The sequence below is a fragment of the Brevibacillus jepli genome, assembly GCF_047229145.1.
Lineage (GTDB): Bacteria > Bacillota > Bacilli > Brevibacillales > Brevibacillaceae > Brevibacillus.
In genome coordinates this window covers 133279-149240 of sequence record NZ_JBFEFW010000004.1, presented here as the reverse complement: position 1 = coordinate 149240, position 15962 = coordinate 133279, and the positions used below count along the sequence as shown (strand labels likewise).

Sequence of the window (15962 nt, the reverse complement as noted above, 5' to 3'; positions counted from 1 at the left end):
TAGATAATTTTACCATGAAAAAAATGGATATAATTGGTGCTTTAGTAGGATATGAAATAGATTTTTAGATAAAGAAAATAGAATAAGAATCAGTAGACGAAAAAACGACAGACGAGAGAGGTCGTTATGCCAATGCAGCAGCGAATGGAAATGTGGTTTCAGGCGTGGAACTCACTTATGCAGGACATGGAGCGACAAGGTGCGCGTGTATGGCCGCTTATTATCGACCCACCAGCTCTTCTTGACGAAATCGAGGCACGAGAGAAAAGTCTCGGGATCAGCTTCCCGCCGACTATCCGCAAAATTTTGCAGGAGGGAAGCAGGCAAGTCCAGATTAATTGGTCGTTGCCATCGCGGGCGTTAGACCCTTTTTCTCTCAGTGGGGATTTGGGATGGTCGCTCGATGCGTTTGAATGGCCTTACTTTGGCGTGGATGAAGAGTGCGAGGACGACAAAAGGTATCTTAGCTTTCATGTCGGTGGAAATGGAGACATGCTGTTGATCGATTTGTCGACAGATGCGGAGGACCCGCCTGTTTACTCTTGGGGGCATGAGACAGGTGAATTCCTCTTGCTCGGCAAAAGCTTCACGGAGTTCATAGAACGTGTCACGGAGCTGGGCTGTATTGGGGCGGAGAGCTGGAATTATGAGGCTCTAGCCTGTGAAGATGGATTGGATGTCGAGGGTCAAGTCGCCCAAGAGTGGAAGGAATGGCTGCAAGCCTTTCGGACACTTACCTTGGACGAGGCGGTACAAGATTTCGAGAAGCTGGTCGTGTTTGCCAAAATGCATGGAGCAGAGGATGAACGTATCCAAGCGGCTTTTGCGCAGTACGATTGGGAGCAGGTTTTGCATGTATGGGTGAAGCACATCGAGCAGGAAACCACATCAAGTAACCTACTTCCCTGGTGCCAGCTTATTGTCAAGACAGTAGGCAAAAAAGCAGAGAGCTGGGTACTCTCACTATGGGAGTCAGAACATTGTGAACGTCTGGGTTCTAGCTTGCGAGCCTATGTAACGGCCGTGTGCTTGCCGGAAGAAGAGGGCTTGCAGCGAGTAATAGCGGAAATGGACGAAGTCGTTGCCAGAAAAGAATGCTTGCTTGGGTATGCTGCCAACAGTCATTTGCATCACTTTCGCGCCCGGGAAGTCATTTTGTGGATGGAGCCACATGTGGCGTACCCGATTGAAGGCTGGGATGATTTATTCGCGGTGTCACGTCCACAATGGCACGATCTGATTCGCTGGCTGGATGGGAATGAAGCACAGCGGCAGATTGCGTTAAGTGCTTGGGGGAAAATGCTTGCGAATGGGGAGTCGCCTGCAGGAGAAGCAGATTGGCAAGAAATCCATCGGCTGTTGGATGTGGCGTACGAGAAAGCCATTCTGCGGAAGGAAAAGGAGCGCGTAGATCGCATCCGTTCTGCCTTGGAAACAACAATGTATTAGACGAGGAGGCATAAACCAATGTTTGTGCACGAGCAATGGAGCGAGGAATGGAAGAGGCTGCGTACCTTGATCTCTGAGAATGAGCTGGATGAATATCAGGAGAAAATCATACGGCTAGCGCGAGAGAGTGTTGTTCTTGCGACGACGGAGCCAGATGATTACTCTACCATCGGTAATACCCGCATGGGTGGTGTGCCCGACTGGCCTAGTCACCTGGCGTATCCGAGCGAGGATGGTCTTCTTTACAACTTTCTGTGTCAGATCAATTGTTCCGATCTGAAAGAGGTCAACCGATTATTGCCGGATCACGGCATGCTTTATTTCTTTATCGGTGACTCGGAAACAGCGTCAGACGTCGATGTGCGTGTCGTCTATTACGATGGACCGAGCTCTGCCCTCCAGAAGTATGACTTGGACAATGCGAGCTTTATTGACGAATACGATATTTATACAGATGCACCTTTCCGTGTGCAATGGGCGAAGACCATCTCGCTGCCATACGCTGGCTCCGATGAGGTGGAGGAGCTTTTTTCCGATGACGATGATCTGACGGATCAATATAGCGATGTCCATCTCGACCCTTCGTGGCCAGATGGACATGGACTTCTCGTCTCTTATCCTTATGCAATCGGAGATGACCCTCGCCTCCATCAGCGGGATGACGGGGATGAGGTAGAGGATTGGGTGTGCTTGTTGGAGCTCGGAGATGATCAGAATACGGGCTTTTGCTTTTGGGATGCCGGTTTCTTGCAATTTCTCATACGAATAGAAGATGTCAAGCGACGGGATTTTTCCAACGTTCGCGGAGTCATCCAGACCTCATAAACGTTTGGGCAAGAAGGGGGAAAATCAATGAGACATGTGGTAACGGTGTGGGGAACGACCTTGCAGTCCCCCGATGAACTAGCAGATTTTCTGACACCAGTGTACGACGAGGATGGGGATGTGATTCCGTCAGGCTTTTTAACAGCGTCGGGCCTTGAATGGGTAGACGAGGACTTTTTTGAAGTGCATGAGGTACAGGATGCAGAGGCAAGGGAGTATTTTTTCGCGTATTTGGAAAACGAATATGCGACGGATGCAAAGCTGGACAGAACAGAATGGCCCATACAGCTCACAGAGGGGATCAGCAAGTATCCGCACGTTATTTTGCTGTACGGCAATGAATCGAGATACGGTTCGATTAACGAGAAATTGTTCGAGCTCACAGAGGATGGGCAAGAGAAAGACTCAACAGTAGTCATGCTCGCAAAACTTGTTTTTGAGACGGAGGATCGGTGAGTAGCAGGTAAGCACGCATAAGATAGGAGAAGAAGAGATGGCATACGATTTTGCAGCAGATTTATTCGATGCAGCTGAAGTGGGAGATACTGAACTCGTTAGGAAGATCGTCACCAAGCAGCCGGAATTGTTGCAGGAAAAGGATGAGTATGAGTTTTCGGTACTACATGGAGCGGTGATGACGGATGATATAGACCTTATTTCGTATTTGATCGCACATGGTGCGGACGTGAATGCGAAAAACGATGAGGGGATCACTCCGCTGCATATCGTGCTCTATCCAGAGGTTGCTGAGATCCTTATCGCGCACGGTGCCGACATTCATGCTAGCGCCTACGACGGAAGCACGGTGTTACACACACAAGTAGCGGACGGAGAAGAGCGTGTGGATGTGGTAGAGGTGCTGCTGGCAAAAGGCGCGAATCCCAACCAAAAGAACAATGCGGGGCAGACGCCGTACGATATTGCACGCGGTAGAGAAGACGTAGAGATGATGGCTTTATTTGAATAGGGGAAAAAAGTAAGCGTCCGTTATGATCTCGGACGCTTTATTTCTTGCTCCAATGCTGCGACTCGTTTTTCCAGCTCGTCAATTGCTTTCTGCCTGGTATCGTTACGTTTGACGATGTACAAACAGCAAGCAACGACAAGTGCCAGAGGCATCATGAAGATGAAGAATTGAAGGAGTACAGTACCCCATTCGATTGATACGGCGCCAAATTCCACCATGGGTATCACTCCAGTCATCGTTTTGTTTATTTTACCAAAAATATATCATTTTCCCAACCTTCTCATCCACATGCACAAATACGAATACTTTCCCATACAAGCAACAGTGAAATAATCGACAACAACTCCCTGCGTACAGGCACGCATAGGCTACCGCCCACATAAGGATAGAAGTAAGCTATTCCAGACGTGGAGGTGGCAGCCATGTCCAGCATTATCGCGGCGCTTTCCCTTGTTTTTAAAGAACTTCTTGTGTTTGTGGCTTATGTCAAGAACAATGCATTCCCCCAACCGCTTCAGGACACCGAAGAAGAAAAGTACCTCCGACTCATGGCCAAAGGCGATCCGTACGCCCGCAACAAGCTGATTGAGCACAATTTGCGTTTGGTGGCGCATATTGTGAAGAAATTCGAGAACACCGGCGAAGACAGTGAAGACCTGATTTCCATCGGTACCATCGGCTTGATCAAGGCAATTGAGAGCTATCAGGTTGATAAGGGCACCAAGCTGGCAACGTATGCAGCGCGTTGTATTGAAAATGAAATCCTCATGCACCTCCGAAGCCTGAAAAAAACCAAAAAAGACGTATCCTTGCACGATCCGATCGGGACGGATAAGGAAGGCAACGAAATCACGCTCATCGACGTCCTCGGCACAGAAACCGACGAAGTGGTGGACGCTGTGCAGCTCAAGCTGGAGTCCAATAAAATATACCAGCACATCCACATCCTCGATGAGCGCGAAAAAGAAGTCATCATTGGCAGGTTTGGCCTGGATCAGGACAAAGAAAAGACACAGCGTGAAATTGCGCGGGAGCTGGGCATTTCTCGTTCGTATGTATCCCGGATCGAAAAACGGGCGTTAATGAAGCTGTTTAATGAGTTTTACCGGACGAAGCAGCCGCAGAATCGTTAGTTTCTTCACAGCAGGGACTGCTTTTTTGAGGGACATTTCGTAGCTCGTTCTCTTCTCCAATTCAAAGCGAATGACAATAAGTTGTAAAACAAGCTTTTTATTACAAAAGTTTACACAACAAGTGTTTTTAGTGGTTAGATTTAACATTCTGAAGCCATTCGGATGCCGGGTGGCTTTTCTATTTGTATGCTGATCAAGAAGCTCATTGAATCAGTCAAAACAAAGAAAAGATAAAGAGGCATATACATCATGGATCTACATCTCGGAAGAGAACGAAGGAGAATTAGAAAACGGCGAGGACTTACTTTAGATCAGGTAAGTCTTTTTTGTGGTGTTAACAGAGGGCAGTGCCGTAACGTGGCAGGGTGGGACAAAAAAAGACGGGAACACAAACTCAATTAAGTTAAATAACGGCTTCATCTAGTTTTTCCCGTAGCCTACGAACACCTTTTAATAGTTGTTCTCGATTCTTTGATGATTTTATCCATGAGGGCAACCGGCTTGCCAAGCTCTGATTGATATTTGGGGTCCGCTCACGTATGGATGAGGAAATATAACTCTCCAGAAATTCAAGATGCTGCTTGTTGTAAGCCCAAAGTAATTGACCGCAGCAATTGACTCTTAACCATAGTTGGTAATCAAAAAAATAACCTGCTCCCCAGGATAGAGCATTTGAACAGGGTAAGAGTCCACATTTCATACAGATCACACGAAAATAGGGGTACTCTTCACTGGATTTTCTAGCGATGGCACAGCATGAGCACTTTGGACATTCAACGAGTACATCGTTGCTGAAGATTATATCGTGAGTAGTTTCCCCAGAGTCTCTAAACCTTAAATCTGACAACAGAATCACTCCAAATGAAAGACATCAGAGAACTATTCGATGAAAGTGGGATATGACCTTCACAGTAGATGGTTTTTACAAAATGCTCAGAGTGTTAAGCGCTTCTGCAAACTATTCGTAGTACTTCCCGGCATATAAGATTTTAGCGAAAGCTACCCAAGAAGGAGTGTCTGGTGCTAAGCAGGTGTCCAGCCAAGCAGCCATCGATTCGAGATAATGACTTAGAGAGACATTTTCCCAATCTGGATTGTTTTCTAACTCAGCGAGTGATCTATGAATAAATTCGATTAGGTCCTGCTTTGTATATGCTTGCCCATCTTTTTGACCAATGTCCATACAAGGTCCTCCTCAATTTGTATCGATGGTTCAATGCTATAAAAAACAGGTTTGAGGAGAAGTAGAAGCAATTTCAGGATGTCCGTTACATTGTAGCTGGATTGTTTACTGACAATTGTTTTACCCTAGGAAATTCAAGTGGGGTGAAGCAAAAAAACACATAATTATCCGGATAATAACCAAAATCGTGTGTAAAGTGATATGGCAGCTTTTTAACAAAATATTTTAGGTTGAATTGTCTAATCTTTTGGCGAAGTTGAGAAGGCAGATACATTGAGTTGGAGACATTAATTTCGATTGGGACATGGAAGGGAGTGTGTTTGAGTTTTTTTCTCCAATACGCAGATACGCTAATCTCAAAACAGATATCTACCAAAAGCTGTTTATGAATCTTTTTTCTTAGTCTCTTATTCATAATTCATCACCATATGTCTCTGCAAAACAGAGAGTTTAGTTGAAGTTTAAATTACATTTTTGAAAGGAACAAGCAATTTAACACAATGCTCCGTATGTTTAATTGTTACCCAAAGGCTTCCAGGAGCTGTCTTTTTCATCATGAAGAGTAGGCTGGCTAACAAATTGTCGACCGTGTTCATCACAAGCCCCAAACAGGAGAAAGTTCTTCTGTGCATCACGAAGAGAAACCTTGTTGGCGCCTCCGTCGGAATCTGGGTCTAAAAATTGGAAAGGGTCATCTTCCCAAAAACAAATTGGGCATATGTCGTAATCACCATCGCCATCGAGTGTTTTATAGCCACAGCAAGGGCAGGTGTATTTGTTTGTAGTCATGAGTTCACCATCCCAAAGTGAAGAGTGATTCAATGATACCTTGATATTCAGTATTTAACAAATTGTGTAGGGAAGAAAGGGCGTATATCTGTGGCAAAACCCAATAATCGAAAAGAAAGAATAGGATGGTTTGCACAGAAGTTCGGAAATGATTTTGCGGTAGCGTTTGCATACAAAACAGATCGCGAAGTAAAAAAGGAGTTTGAACTATATTACTCTCGCTTTAGAAACAAGGACGATTATGTTTCCCCTGAAAGAAGCTCTCCGGTTTGTCTGGTGTGCAATTCTGAGCCGTACATTGTGTGGGAATGCTTGTGTGGTGAGAATGAAGGCTATTTGATCAAGATGACCCTGAATACAAAGAGTACCTCAAACGAAAAAAACAAGGACAATTAACAAAATAGTTAAGTTGTTAAGATCCTAAAGCAGGTAACCGATAGCAACATGCCTGCTACCTTCAAATAAATTGAATTTGTCTGAGGTTAATAATTCAAAAGGTGCTTCTTCAGAAAAGAATGTGAAGTCTGCAACGGTAGTTAGATCAGCACCAATCTCGGAATGCCAGATGATATAAGCACTCCAAGTATCACCAGTTTTATCTTGAGTTTCAAACTCAACGATTGGGCAGTAACGAAAACCGAAACCCAAAGGAGTCAAACGTCCACCTTGTTCAGCAGTAAGCCATTTAATTTTTGCCTTAACAACCTTCTTCATACGTATCACCTCATGCATGATTGTAACAAAGGGTTTCCAGGTAGAGGAGGCTAAATTTAACAAAACGCTAAAAATGGCAAGAACCCCGTCCTTGATGGACAGGGAAAGAACAGGATAATCTCTTATACTTCCAAGCCTAGCTTTTCAACGAGAAAATCTCCATTTTCTATTGTCAGTACGCGTTTTTCATTTTTGTAATCCCAACCATTTTGTAGAGCATGCATTACTATTTTAGCGCATGTACCTGGCGTACAAAAATTGGCATACCAACTAATTGCCCATGAAAATGAGATTAATACGTATGATGTTTTGGTTCTTGCTGGATAGATAGTAAATCTAATGTTATCGCGGTTATATGTTTGGTCAATTACACAATGAAATAAAGAACCATCAACTACCACCTTTTTTACTTCTTTTGTAAACAGCTTAATAGAGTATTCCCCCTCATAATCAACATTCTGGCATTTGGAACATTTTACCATATGCGATGGGAATATGTTCTGAACTTAGTAAACACAACACACGATTTGTTAACGGTATTGGTCTTCGGAAATTCGTTTCAGAGCATGAGTTCTTAGTTTAGCGTTATTATCTTGACTCAGTATTTGCAGAGCTTTAAAAGTAGCTTTCTTGTTATAAGCAATACGTTGTCTAACAAAAAATTCGGGATCGCTGGCAAGCTTGTTTTGCAACTCTTCTGGGAGCTTATTCTTCGAAGCAACCATACTTCGAACACTCTCTTCAGGATGGCTGGCAAGAATGTTAAGAATCTCAACAGGTACAGATTTATTTTGAGCAACCCAAAAAGACATGTCTGGATAGTTTCGAATGATTTCATGCCAAACATCCAGTGGGGCGTCATCCCAAGCTGCACGAAGATATTCCTCAGGATTCTCAATGGTTCTAAGTCTTACAAATTCTTCAGCAGAGGTAATCACTTGATCAGTCCTGTTCCAGATAGTTTGGGGATTATCTTACAACAAAGCTACTGAAAAATCATTAGCTTATCACATCAATCGATTTGATAAGTGAGGAGGCAGGACGATGAACAAAGTATGCAGTAACTGCTTGACCGAAGTTGATTATTTCGCGGATGAAGAGTCTGAGATGTGCGAGGCATGTGTTCAAGGCGACGATTGATTTAACTTAACATTACATTTGATAATTTGGGAGGATGGAATGAAGAGTAGCAGATATATTGTTCTTAAGCGATTACAAGCGAAAAGAAAAAGCTCCTGCATAGAGACAGGAGTCGAAATGTTAGCCAGGATGATCGAGACTCATGACAAAACCGCGGCAGTAACACAGCAATGGGCTCATCATTTAAGGCAACTTAGTTATTAGGTAACCTGTTAAGAGTCTTCCTACTCCAGTTGGGTTCTCAATTTCCAGATACCATTCGCTTCTTGAAAATGGGTAGCTACTAACCACCATAAATGATCGCAGGTAAGGTTCGAGAGACTTTTCCCATCCACCACTGATAGCCATTCTACCCCTTGGTGCAACAAGTCTAATCGTGGTAAGGGAATTTGCGTCAACAACTACAGGTTCATATTTGTGGCGGAAAAAGCCATTTCCGAGACTCTCTGTTATACGTACATTTTTCCGACTTAGGGTGATGATATTTTTCCGTTTTACACCTCTTTTTTTCACAATCTTGGGTGATGATTTTTTTTTCATGTTTTCACCTTCTACGCTTATTTAAGTTTCGTAGAATCAGCATATGAAGGTAAAGAGATAATGCTTGGACCAATTTATATGAGTTAAAAAAAATGGGGGAATTCAATAATTAGAGCTCAGACTGAATAATTTGAACCCAGAGCTGCTGCCGGCTATTTAACACAAGAGAAAAAATGAAAAGCAGCATCCCAAATAGGGAGTGCTGCTAATAATTAGGGGACGTACTGCTCTGTAATTTTTGTGACGACCCCATTCGTTACTTCAATGTGGAAGGGTAGCTGATAAGGAATTCCTTTAGATTGTACAAACTTGCTAAAAGTATCGGCGTTTACTGATTCATTCCAATGTAAATCCCCATCTTTGGTAGAGTTGGTTTGAAGAGTAAACAAAGCTTTTGGAGAAATTTCAAACGTTCTAATTTTAGGGTTACTATTTCGAATGTAATATGGTGCTGGATAGGCCTCTTTCACTAATGGATGATCTTGACGATAAGCTTTAACTGCTTCCTCACCGAAAAACCATTGAACATAGTCAAGCGAAACTACTAATTTTCCGTTTTTCACTTGTAAAGTTTTCACATAGGCCATTGATTTTTCAATAGTATTGCCGTGTTTATCTTTGCTACTAGTTGGAATAATTATTGAGGAAGGTGAAGGTGCAGCCGTTTCTTGTTGTGAACCTGCATAAGCCTCCGTACCAAGCAATGAACATAATATCAGAGAAGAAAGCAGCACATATGTTTTTTTCATAACAGAGTGTCATTTCCTTTCTGTTTACATTTAATACCATACATCATTAGTAAGACGAAAAACAAATTAGAACGTTTCTCCTCAAATTGATAAATATAACAAAATATTTCTGGAGTGAAGTATAAGGAACTGATGCTCCAACGCGGAGCACCCTCCCTGCAGAATTAGTTTTCTAGGTGTGACTGATCATCTGCTTCAAACAAGTGTCTCAAGATTGCGTAACTCACCTCAGTAACGGGTTTGAAAACAAAAAGCAACTAGGTGTTCATACGGCTGTAGATAGTAGTTCCTATAGCCGAGCTCAGTTAGCTGTCGATTGATGCGAACTGCTTCTTCGAAACTTGCGTAGAAATACAAATGCTTGATTATAGTAATTACCTCCTTCCGCACTTAACGTAGCAGAAGGGGTGTAGGACAAAAAAAGAGACAAAAAAATAAGCGCCCAAAATGGGAGCCCGTATATATGTTCGCCTAAACTAATTATATCACGGGCTAGCCACGAGGGGGAATTGTAAAGATGAGCGCACAGGTACAAGAACAACTGTCATTTCTGCAACCAATATACGAGAGAGAAGTCAGGAAGGCTGTTGTTAAAGAATTGAAAGCATTCAAAGCCCTTCGTGTTGCTGTACAGAATAAGCAGGAACTAGAAGAGAAGGGTATTAATCAACTGTTTCCTCGATTCCATCATTCGGAGACAATGAACGACTTGAAAGCGAAGCAGATCGGAAGAGCACTGGAGTATTCACTCGACGAGGTAGAGCGTCAGATCATCGAAGAAAAGTATCTCAGCACATCTAGGGTGAAGGACATCAATGTTTATCTCGATTTAGGACTGACGAAAGACCAATTCTACTCGAAAAAGAAAGAGGCAATTATGCAAATTGCTACGGCACTCGGGATGATCTGAGTGCTTTTTTATTTTTCATGACACAAAAACTTTGCTACGAACGTGTGCTTCCCGGATCGCGACTCGGGTATATACCGACGAGTAATTGTTCTATATCCGATTCTGCCAACCTGTTGTAGAAGACAGGGGAGTTGGTCAAGAGAGCATTGAATGTTCGCACGCCGTCTCAGTTTCCACGCGGGAAAATATTCGGGCACTGTGGCGGGAATAAGATCGGCGGGCAACGGAAAGATAGTGTTGGCGATGGGATTGGAATGTTGTTTGGACGCGGCACGCAGAATTTTGCTAATACTTCCAGCTTCACTTCTGCTTCTACCTGGATTTCTATACACACAGTGACGTCGAGTTGAACCATGCCGCCAAGGAGAACGGTACCGGTTGGTGAGCACTCAAAAGAGTTGATATGGCACAGGATATTGTCCTCATCGAGCGGGTCAGGCAGGCAGAGAACAACTTCCTGATCGAATTGCACTGTGGCCGTGAAATCACAGAGAAATGCTCCATCTGCGAAGATGCGAACCAGCACAGTGGCTCCGAACACGAAGCGAACGACCCCGACCCGAACAGTGGTCCCACCGACTGTAATGTTCTCGCGGCGAATACTGACGATATTGCATGTAGGATCAGGAGAAAGAAACTCAATGCAGGAGAACGTAATATCTTGCCCAGCCAGTAAAGCTGCGTCTACCAAAGCTTTACAATCGTCGGCGATGGTAATCTTGTTTCGGTAACTGTTCGCTAATATTACCCAGTCATATACCTTTTGAACGTGGATGCACTCCGTTGGTATCAGAGGGAGGGGAGGCGCTGGGAAAAGGATGATCACTATTCCGGCGAGAAAGGTTCCAGACACTTCAATCAGATCGATCTCGGTATTGTAGGTGGGACTCGCGGGATTCGTGTCGATCACCGAAACATTGTCAGAAAGTGCATTCGTGACGTAAGCGCGAGTGCCATCCTGAGTTCTCGCAATACCTGCATGGCCAGATCCAGAGAGCGGAATTAGCAAGATTTCCGTGTTGAAAGTGGGACTGGCTGGGTTCGTGTCGATTACGGATACATTAGGGGAAAACAAATTGGTAACATAACCACGTGTGCCATCCGAGGTGATCAGAATATCTAGGAGTGTTTCCAGTTAAGATTATACTCATGATCTCGGTGTTATAGGTGGGGCTGGCTGGGCTCGTATCAATAACGGAGACCCTGTTGGAGTTTAGCATGGTGACATAGGCGCGATTGCCGTCTGGAGTGAAAGTTACGTCAAGCGGACCTGATCCTGTTACGTTTATCAGGTCAATTTGGGTGTTGAAGGTGGGATTGGCGGGATTGATATCGATTACAGAGACATTGGCCGAATTGATATTCGGTACATAAATGCGTGTGCCGTCCGGGGTGATCATTAGAACACTTGGCCCCATTCCTGTCAATCCGATTGTTCCCGTCATGGTATTGAATGTTGGACTAGCAGGATTTATGTCAATTATGGAGAGATTGTCGGACATTTGATTCGCGACGTATGCGCGAGTACCGTCAAGATTGATCACTATACCCGTAGGGGCGGATCCGAGTCCCAACAGCGGTATCAGTTTAATTTCGGTGTTGAAGGTAGGACTGGCGGGATTCGTATCGATCACAGAGACATCACCGGAGGTATTGTTCGTGACATATGCACGTGTTGTATCCGGTGTGACTGCAATTACGAGTGGAGTCATCCCGGAGACTGAAATCAGATTAATCTCGGTATTGAAGGTGGGACTTACCGGATCTACATCAATTACAGAGATATTGTGTGAGCCTCTATTGGCCACATAAGCAAATTGAGTCATTCTTACACTCCTTTCTCTTGAGATTTTCCATATAAGATCGATATATTTTATGAGGCTATTGTCATTTAGGTATAGGCTAACGATGCGCTAAACAACAAAATAATAGGCAAATTCAACAATGTTGAGTTTGAAGGTCCAACCACAATATCCGGATTATTTCGGGGGATCAAATATTGAATAAAGGTAAACCAAACAGCTGTCTGTGCTGAAAAGCTGTTTCTTTGAACTAACCGGTTCGATAGTTAAATACAGCAGTACCAGGAATCCACCTTTGCGCTGGTTTTTTGTTGAGAGTTGGTCACAGACGGAGATTGAAGAAGTCCTGAAAAAATCCCGACAAAACGCGGACAAAATCAGGGATAAAAAAGAAAAAAGGGAAGTGGTGGACGCTGTGCAGCTTAAGCTGGAATCCAATAAAATATATCAGCACATCCACATCCTCGATGAGCGCGAAAAAGAAGTCATCATCGGCAGGTTTGGTCTGGATCAGGACAAAGAAAAGACACAGTGTGAAATTGCGCGGGAGCTGGGCATTTCTCGTTCGTATGTATCCCGTATCGAAAAACGGGCGTTAATGAAGCTGTTTAATGAGTTTTACCGGACGAAGCAGCCGCAGAATCGATAGTCTTGTTCCTTCAGCCGCTGAAAAACATTCACCCGTAAGATACACTTTGTAGAAAGTGACAATCTTACGGGTGAATCTCGTTATACTGCGTGAATAAGCGAAACTTCAAAGGCGTCCAAAATCTCCAGAAAATGCGAGGCTTCTCTAAAAACATGGTCAGCAAGCAATGGCGGGATGATGCTTTTAATTTTGCATTCCTCAATCAGATCGCGTGCCGTTTTCTTGAAGTCACGCAATTGTCGGACTGAAATGCGATTTTGATCAACAAATTGACTGAGTAATGGCTGAGTTTGAGATTGTGGGCGCATGGAATCCAGGTCTTGCGCTTGAAATAATAATTGATCAAAATCATGACTAAAATCTTTGGCCTGTTCTACTAGCTTCCTTTCTGACGGATCGAGTAGATGGTTAATGAATTTTGCGTGATCAGCCATGATTCGCAGGAAGAAGACGTTCTCATTAATCACCGCATCAGGTAAGGGATCAAGGTTTCCCGTATTCAGTTGTTCTAATCGATTCCGAAAATAGTTTGCTTCCCTACTGACGTGATCAACCAACAGCGGGAAATTGTTCCCACCGATTTTGCACCGAATAATGAGTCCGAGAACTTTGCGTTTAAAGGCCCAAATATAAGAAACGGCATTGTGAACGATTTTATTAAAGTCACAGATTCGTTGCGGATCTACATCAGGAGAAAAGGCAAGAGCCTGGTGCTCAATTTCTTCAAAAATGCTGTAAAACCGATTGGCTTCCTCTATTAATTTGGTGTCATCGCAGTGAAATCCTAATTTTAGAAAGAGGGAATGCTCTTTCATGATGCGAGACCAAAAACGAATTTCTTCTAATGATCGTTCAACAAATACATCAGCCATGCAGTACCTCCAAATAAGGATTTGAGTGGTCTACAACACTTGCCAACGGCTATTCACACAGAATATTTCTATGTGTTCACCCATATTCGTGAATGGGCAAGAGCCCAAAAAACAACAATTGAATCAAGCCCAATTATTGTACGATTTGTTTTTATGTAGCGTAGACTGGTAATAAAAAACTCCCTCTAATGGGAGTGAGTGAGGTAATGAACGGCGCAGATGGTTATTCTATTACTCCGCGCGCGGTCTGGAAGGGAAACAGTCTGGTGCTTGCACGTCGGAAACCTGAGACAGCTTCATTAAATAGTAGCATTCTTCCCGCGACATATGGTCGGCCATGAGCGGTGAGAAAACACCTAACAATTCATTATTCATCCGCATTTCTTCCAATTCATGCAAAAATACCTGAAATAGCTTGATTTCTAGTTCAGCCTGATGGTTAAAGCGGTGGAGCGCTGGGAAGTTGTGCAAGTTTGTGCGAAGGTACCCGGCTAATTCGATTGCTTTTTGGTAAAAATGTTCAAATTGTTTGGTAAATCGTTCGCTTTTTAGCTGGTAGTCTTTTTCCACCATGTCTAAAGTGGAAGTAATGGTGGCTGCATGCCCTGCTGCGTCGGAGAGCCAGAGGAGATGGATATCTACCGGGTGATTGGTAGGCGGCAAGCTTCCGCCTAGTAGAGCATGCAAGATTCGCTCATATTCTTCTAATTCATTGACCATGTGATTCAAAAACGTAGGGGGAAGACTGATGGATATTTTCCCGATCAGGTGTCTTTCGAGAATATGGAGTTTATATTCACGCAGCTGTTGCGTGAGAACATTTGCTTGCTCGTTGAGGACGTATATTTCATCGCTGGATAAATTCTTCCGAGCGGTTGCCAGCAACTGATCAAATGACTTGATAAAGAATTCAGCTTTCTCAATCTCTTGTGTCTCGTCAGGCGCGAGTGATTGAAAAAGAAAGCGGGCATGATCGCCAAGGATTTGTAGCCAGAAACGGTGCTCAAACAACGCACTTTCTCGATAATGATTGTTCACGGTTATTCCCTCCTTACCCCACAATAAGATATGTAATAACGCCTAGAAGTGTGTAACGGATTCACCTTGACTCATAATTGGACATAAATGGTAAAATGCTTGTAGGAGGAGCAGCAGTAGGGGGGACAATATGAAGAGACCAATCATAAAAATACCAAAGACAGGCAGCGAATGGTTGTGGGATGTAATTGGTTATTTATTTTTCGTCGGATCAATACTATTTTTAGTCTTTGTTTGGAATAAGCTTCCTGACGAAGTGCCTGCCCATTATAATGCTGTGGGTGAAGTCGATCGCTGGGGATCAAAATGGGAGCTGCTTCTGTTACCTGGGATTGGATTATTTATTATTTTCCTCATGCAGGTACTCGAAAGGCATCCGGAGCTGCATAATTATCCGGCACGCTTTACTGAATCGAACGCAGAGCAGTTTTATTTACACAGCCGAAAAATCGTCAACCAAATAAAAAATAGCTGCTTAATTATTTTCTCCATCATCTTACTTGAGTCAGTCTCCATTGCCATAGGGTGGGGAGGCGGCTTTGGGAAGTGGTTTCTACCTATTACGATAGTGGGGATGATCGTTCTGCTTGTCATAGGGATCGTGAAGCAAAAAAAGATCCCATGATAGCATGAATACTTTGTATATGCCAGAGGTCCTTCTATATGAGGGGCCTCTTGTTTGTGTAATTTAATCCGAGGACATATGTCCTTCCCTATCCACCTTGCCATCCCTTTTAATTAGGAACAGATCAGTGTGAGGTGAGAGGATGAAGGGAGTTCTATTTGCATTTGTAGGTGGGGCTTTTATTACCCTGCAAGGGGTTGCGAATTCACGCATCAGTCAAGATATCGGTACGTGGCAAACCGCGACACTTACGCAGTTCACAGGGTTCCTTACGGCTTTTTTGCTCCTGCTCTTATTCCGGGATGGAAAATGGCATGCATTCAAGCTGGTAAAGCCGCTATATTTGACAGGTGGGTCATTTGCAGCGTTTATTATTTTTAGCAATGTCACTGCTATCCAGCATATCGGGGTAACCATGACGATCTCTGCCTTGTTAATAGCGCAGCTAAGCATGACTTTTCTCATTGATAGCAACGGCTGGTTCGGTGTCGCAAAACAAAGGATGGGGCTGCCGCATTTTATAGGGATCGGGATGATGATTCTGGGTGTGTTGATACTGAGAGTCTGATAGCGAGAG

The 15962-nt window shown here is 43.7% G+C and carries 20 protein-coding genes and 1 pseudogene; 9 read left to right on the top strand and 12 right to left on the bottom strand.

Annotated features, from left to right (window positions below):
* Positions 1-126: 126 nt before the first annotated feature.
* Genes AB1L17_RS06265 through AB1L17_RS06250 form a run of 4 tightly spaced genes read left to right on the top strand, consistent with a single transcriptional unit; the run spans position 127 to position 3241 of the window.
* Complete coding sequence (locus AB1L17_RS06265; RefSeq protein WP_412843756.1) at positions 127-1449, top strand: SMI1/KNR4 family protein; 1323 nt, start codon at positions 127-129, stop codon at positions 1447-1449.
* A gap of 18 nt (positions 1450-1467) precedes the next feature.
* Positions 1468-2274 (top strand): YwqG family protein, encoded by an 807-nt coding sequence (locus AB1L17_RS06260; protein ID WP_412843757.1) that lies wholly within the window; start codon positions 1468-1470, stop codon positions 2272-2274.
* A 27-nt stretch (positions 2275-2301) separates the two neighbouring features.
* A complete protein-coding gene (locus tag AB1L17_RS06255) occupies positions 2302-2730 on the top strand; it encodes an immunity 22 family protein (RefSeq protein WP_412843758.1) in 429 nt (142 codons plus the stop codon).
* 37 nt (positions 2731-2767) lie between these two features.
* Entirely contained in the window at positions 2768-3241 is a 474-nt protein-coding gene (locus AB1L17_RS06250; RefSeq protein ID WP_412843759.1) for an ankyrin repeat domain-containing protein, read from the top strand.
* A gap of 20 nt (positions 3242-3261) precedes the next feature.
* Here the strand turns inward: AB1L17_RS06250 and AB1L17_RS06245 are convergent, their stop codons facing one another.
* On the bottom strand, positions 3262-3459 hold the full coding sequence (locus tag AB1L17_RS06245) for a hypothetical protein (protein WP_412843760.1): 198 nt from the start codon (positions 3457-3459) through the stop codon (positions 3262-3264).
* Positions 3460-3663: 204 nt separating this feature from the next.
* Between AB1L17_RS06245 and sigK the strand changes: the two genes are divergently transcribed.
* Positions 3664-4374, top strand: coding sequence for an RNA polymerase sporulation sigma factor SigK (sigK, locus tag AB1L17_RS06240; protein ID WP_007727902.1), 711 nt, complete (start codon positions 3664-3666; stop codon positions 4372-4374).
* A gap of 958 nt (positions 4375-5332) precedes the next feature.
* On the opposite strand, the gene AB1L17_RS06235 is transcribed toward sigK, so the two are convergent.
* The 7 genes from AB1L17_RS06235 to AB1L17_RS06205 form a co-directional block, all read right to left on the bottom strand.
* Positions 5333-5557, bottom strand: a complete 225-nt coding sequence (locus AB1L17_RS06235; RefSeq protein WP_412843761.1) for a DUF7660 family protein — start codon at positions 5555-5557, stop codon at positions 5333-5335.
* Between the two features lie 513 nt (positions 5558-6070).
* Positions 6071-6346, bottom strand: coding sequence for a CPCC family cysteine-rich protein (locus AB1L17_RS06230; protein ID WP_412843762.1), 276 nt, complete (start codon positions 6344-6346; stop codon positions 6071-6073).
* A 420-nt stretch (positions 6347-6766) separates the two neighbouring features.
* The gene (locus tag AB1L17_RS06225) at positions 6767-7060 is read right to left on the bottom strand and encodes a hypothetical protein (RefSeq protein WP_412843763.1); all 294 of its coding nucleotides are present in this window, start codon (positions 7058-7060) and stop codon (positions 6767-6769) included.
* A 122-nt stretch (positions 7061-7182) separates the two neighbouring features.
* On the bottom strand, positions 7183-7461 hold the full coding sequence (locus AB1L17_RS06220) for a hypothetical protein (protein ID WP_412843764.1): 279 nt from the start codon (positions 7459-7461) through the stop codon (positions 7183-7185).
* 129 nt (positions 7462-7590) lie between these two features.
* Positions 7591-7998: a hypothetical protein gene (locus AB1L17_RS06215; protein ID WP_412843765.1), complete on the bottom strand. Its 408-nt coding sequence runs from the start codon at positions 7996-7998 to the stop codon at positions 7591-7593.
* Positions 7999-8383: 385 nt separating this feature from the next.
* On the bottom strand, positions 8384-8740 hold the full coding sequence (locus tag AB1L17_RS06210) for a hypothetical protein (protein ID WP_412843766.1): 357 nt from the start codon (positions 8738-8740) through the stop codon (positions 8384-8386).
* 212 nt (positions 8741-8952) lie between these two features.
* The gene (locus tag AB1L17_RS06205) at positions 8953-9489 is read right to left on the bottom strand and encodes a hypothetical protein (RefSeq protein WP_412843767.1); all 537 of its coding nucleotides are present in this window, start codon (positions 9487-9489) and stop codon (positions 8953-8955) included.
* A gap of 517 nt (positions 9490-10006) precedes the next feature.
* Here AB1L17_RS06205 and AB1L17_RS06200 point away from each other — a divergent pair.
* Complete coding sequence (locus AB1L17_RS06200; RefSeq protein WP_412843768.1) at positions 10007-10399, top strand: ArpU family phage packaging/lysis transcriptional regulator; 393 nt, start codon at positions 10007-10009, stop codon at positions 10397-10399.
* Between the two features lie 166 nt (positions 10400-10565).
* On the opposite strand, the gene AB1L17_RS06195 is transcribed toward AB1L17_RS06200, so the two are convergent.
* Both AB1L17_RS06195 and AB1L17_RS06190 read right to left on the bottom strand, forming a co-directional pair.
* On the bottom strand, positions 10566-11474 hold the full coding sequence (locus tag AB1L17_RS06195) for a BMQ_0737 family morphogenetic spore coat protein (RefSeq protein WP_412843769.1): 909 nt from the start codon (positions 11472-11474) through the stop codon (positions 10566-10568).
* The gene (locus tag AB1L17_RS06190) at positions 11461-12225 is read right to left on the bottom strand and encodes a YncE family protein (protein WP_412843770.1); all 765 of its coding nucleotides are present in this window, start codon (positions 12223-12225) and stop codon (positions 11461-11463) included. The genes AB1L17_RS06195 and AB1L17_RS06190 overlap by 14 nt, the downstream gene beginning before the upstream one ends.
* 361 nt (positions 12226-12586) lie before the next feature.
* On the opposite strand from AB1L17_RS06190, the pseudogene AB1L17_RS06185 reads away from it, so the two are divergent.
* Positions 12587-12850 (top strand): annotated as a pseudogene (locus tag AB1L17_RS06185) (sigma factor-like helix-turn-helix DNA-binding protein); the annotation flags it as partial.
* Between the two features lie 80 nt (positions 12851-12930).
* Here AB1L17_RS06185 and AB1L17_RS06180 read toward each other — a convergent pair.
* Both AB1L17_RS06180 and AB1L17_RS06175 read right to left on the bottom strand, forming a co-directional pair.
* Positions 12931-13722: a DUF2935 domain-containing protein gene (locus tag AB1L17_RS06180; RefSeq protein WP_412843771.1), complete on the bottom strand. Its 792-nt coding sequence runs from the start codon at positions 13720-13722 to the stop codon at positions 12931-12933.
* A 231-nt stretch (positions 13723-13953) separates the two neighbouring features.
* Positions 13954-14760, bottom strand: a complete 807-nt coding sequence (locus AB1L17_RS06175; RefSeq protein ID WP_412843772.1) for a DUF2935 domain-containing protein — start codon at positions 14758-14760, stop codon at positions 13954-13956.
* 130 nt (positions 14761-14890) lie between these two features.
* On the opposite strand from AB1L17_RS06175, the gene AB1L17_RS06170 reads away from it, so the two are divergent.
* Together AB1L17_RS06170 and AB1L17_RS06165 are read left to right on the top strand one after the other, a co-directional pair.
* Entirely contained in the window at positions 14891-15385 is a 495-nt protein-coding gene (locus tag AB1L17_RS06170; RefSeq protein ID WP_412843773.1) for a DUF1648 domain-containing protein, read from the top strand.
* 142 nt (positions 15386-15527) lie between these two features.
* A complete protein-coding gene (locus tag AB1L17_RS06165) occupies positions 15528-15953 on the top strand; it encodes a DMT family transporter (protein WP_412843774.1) in 426 nt (141 codons plus the stop codon).
* Positions 15954-15962 lie beyond the last annotated feature (9 nt).

Excerpts from the sequence above, each read along its gene's own strand:
- AB1L17_RS06265 (WP_412843756.1), top strand. The coding sequence starts at position 127 with ATGCCAATGCAGCAGCGAATGGAAATGTGGTTTCAGGCGTGGAACTCA.
- AB1L17_RS06260 (WP_412843757.1), top strand. The coding sequence starts at position 1,468 with ATGTTTGTGCACGAGCAATGGAGCGAGGAATGGAAGAGGCTGCGTACC.
- AB1L17_RS06255 (WP_412843758.1), top strand. The coding sequence starts at position 2,302 with ATGAGACATGTGGTAACGGTGTGGGGAACGACCTTGCAGTCCCCCGAT.
- AB1L17_RS06250 (WP_412843759.1), top strand. The coding sequence starts at position 2,768 with ATGGCATACGATTTTGCAGCAGATTTATTCGATGCAGCTGAAGTGGGA.
- AB1L17_RS06245 (WP_412843760.1), bottom strand. The coding sequence starts at position 3,459 with ATGGTGGAATTTGGCGCCGTATCAATCGAATGGGGTACTGTACTCCTT.
- sigK (WP_007727902.1), top strand. The coding sequence starts at position 3,664 with ATGTCCAGCATTATCGCGGCGCTTTCCCTTGTTTTTAAAGAACTTCTT.
- AB1L17_RS06235 (WP_412843761.1), bottom strand. The coding sequence starts at position 5,557 with ATGGACATTGGTCAAAAAGATGGGCAAGCATATACAAAGCAGGACCTA.
- AB1L17_RS06230 (WP_412843762.1), bottom strand. The coding sequence starts at position 6,346 with ATGACTACAAACAAATACACCTGCCCTTGCTGTGGCTATAAAACACTC.
- AB1L17_RS06225 (WP_412843763.1), bottom strand. The coding sequence starts at position 7,060 with ATGAAGAAGGTTGTTAAGGCAAAAATTAAATGGCTTACTGCTGAACAA.
- AB1L17_RS06210 (WP_412843766.1), bottom strand. The coding sequence starts at position 8,740 with ATGAAAAAAAAATCATCACCCAAGATTGTGAAAAAAAGAGGTGTAAAA.
- AB1L17_RS06205 (WP_412843767.1), bottom strand. The coding sequence starts at position 9,489 with ATGAAAAAAACATATGTGCTGCTTTCTTCTCTGATATTATGTTCATTG.
- AB1L17_RS06200 (WP_412843768.1), top strand. The coding sequence starts at position 10,007 with ATGAGCGCACAGGTACAAGAACAACTGTCATTTCTGCAACCAATATAC.
- AB1L17_RS06190 (WP_412843770.1), bottom strand. The coding sequence starts at position 12,225 with ATGACTCAATTTGCTTATGTGGCCAATAGAGGCTCACACAATATCTCT.
- AB1L17_RS06180 (WP_412843771.1), bottom strand. The coding sequence starts at position 13,722 with ATGGCTGATGTATTTGTTGAACGATCATTAGAAGAAATTCGTTTTTGG.
- AB1L17_RS06170 (WP_412843773.1), top strand. The coding sequence starts at position 14,891 with ATGAAGAGACCAATCATAAAAATACCAAAGACAGGCAGCGAATGGTTG.
- AB1L17_RS06165 (WP_412843774.1), top strand. The coding sequence starts at position 15,528 with ATGAAGGGAGTTCTATTTGCATTTGTAGGTGGGGCTTTTATTACCCTG.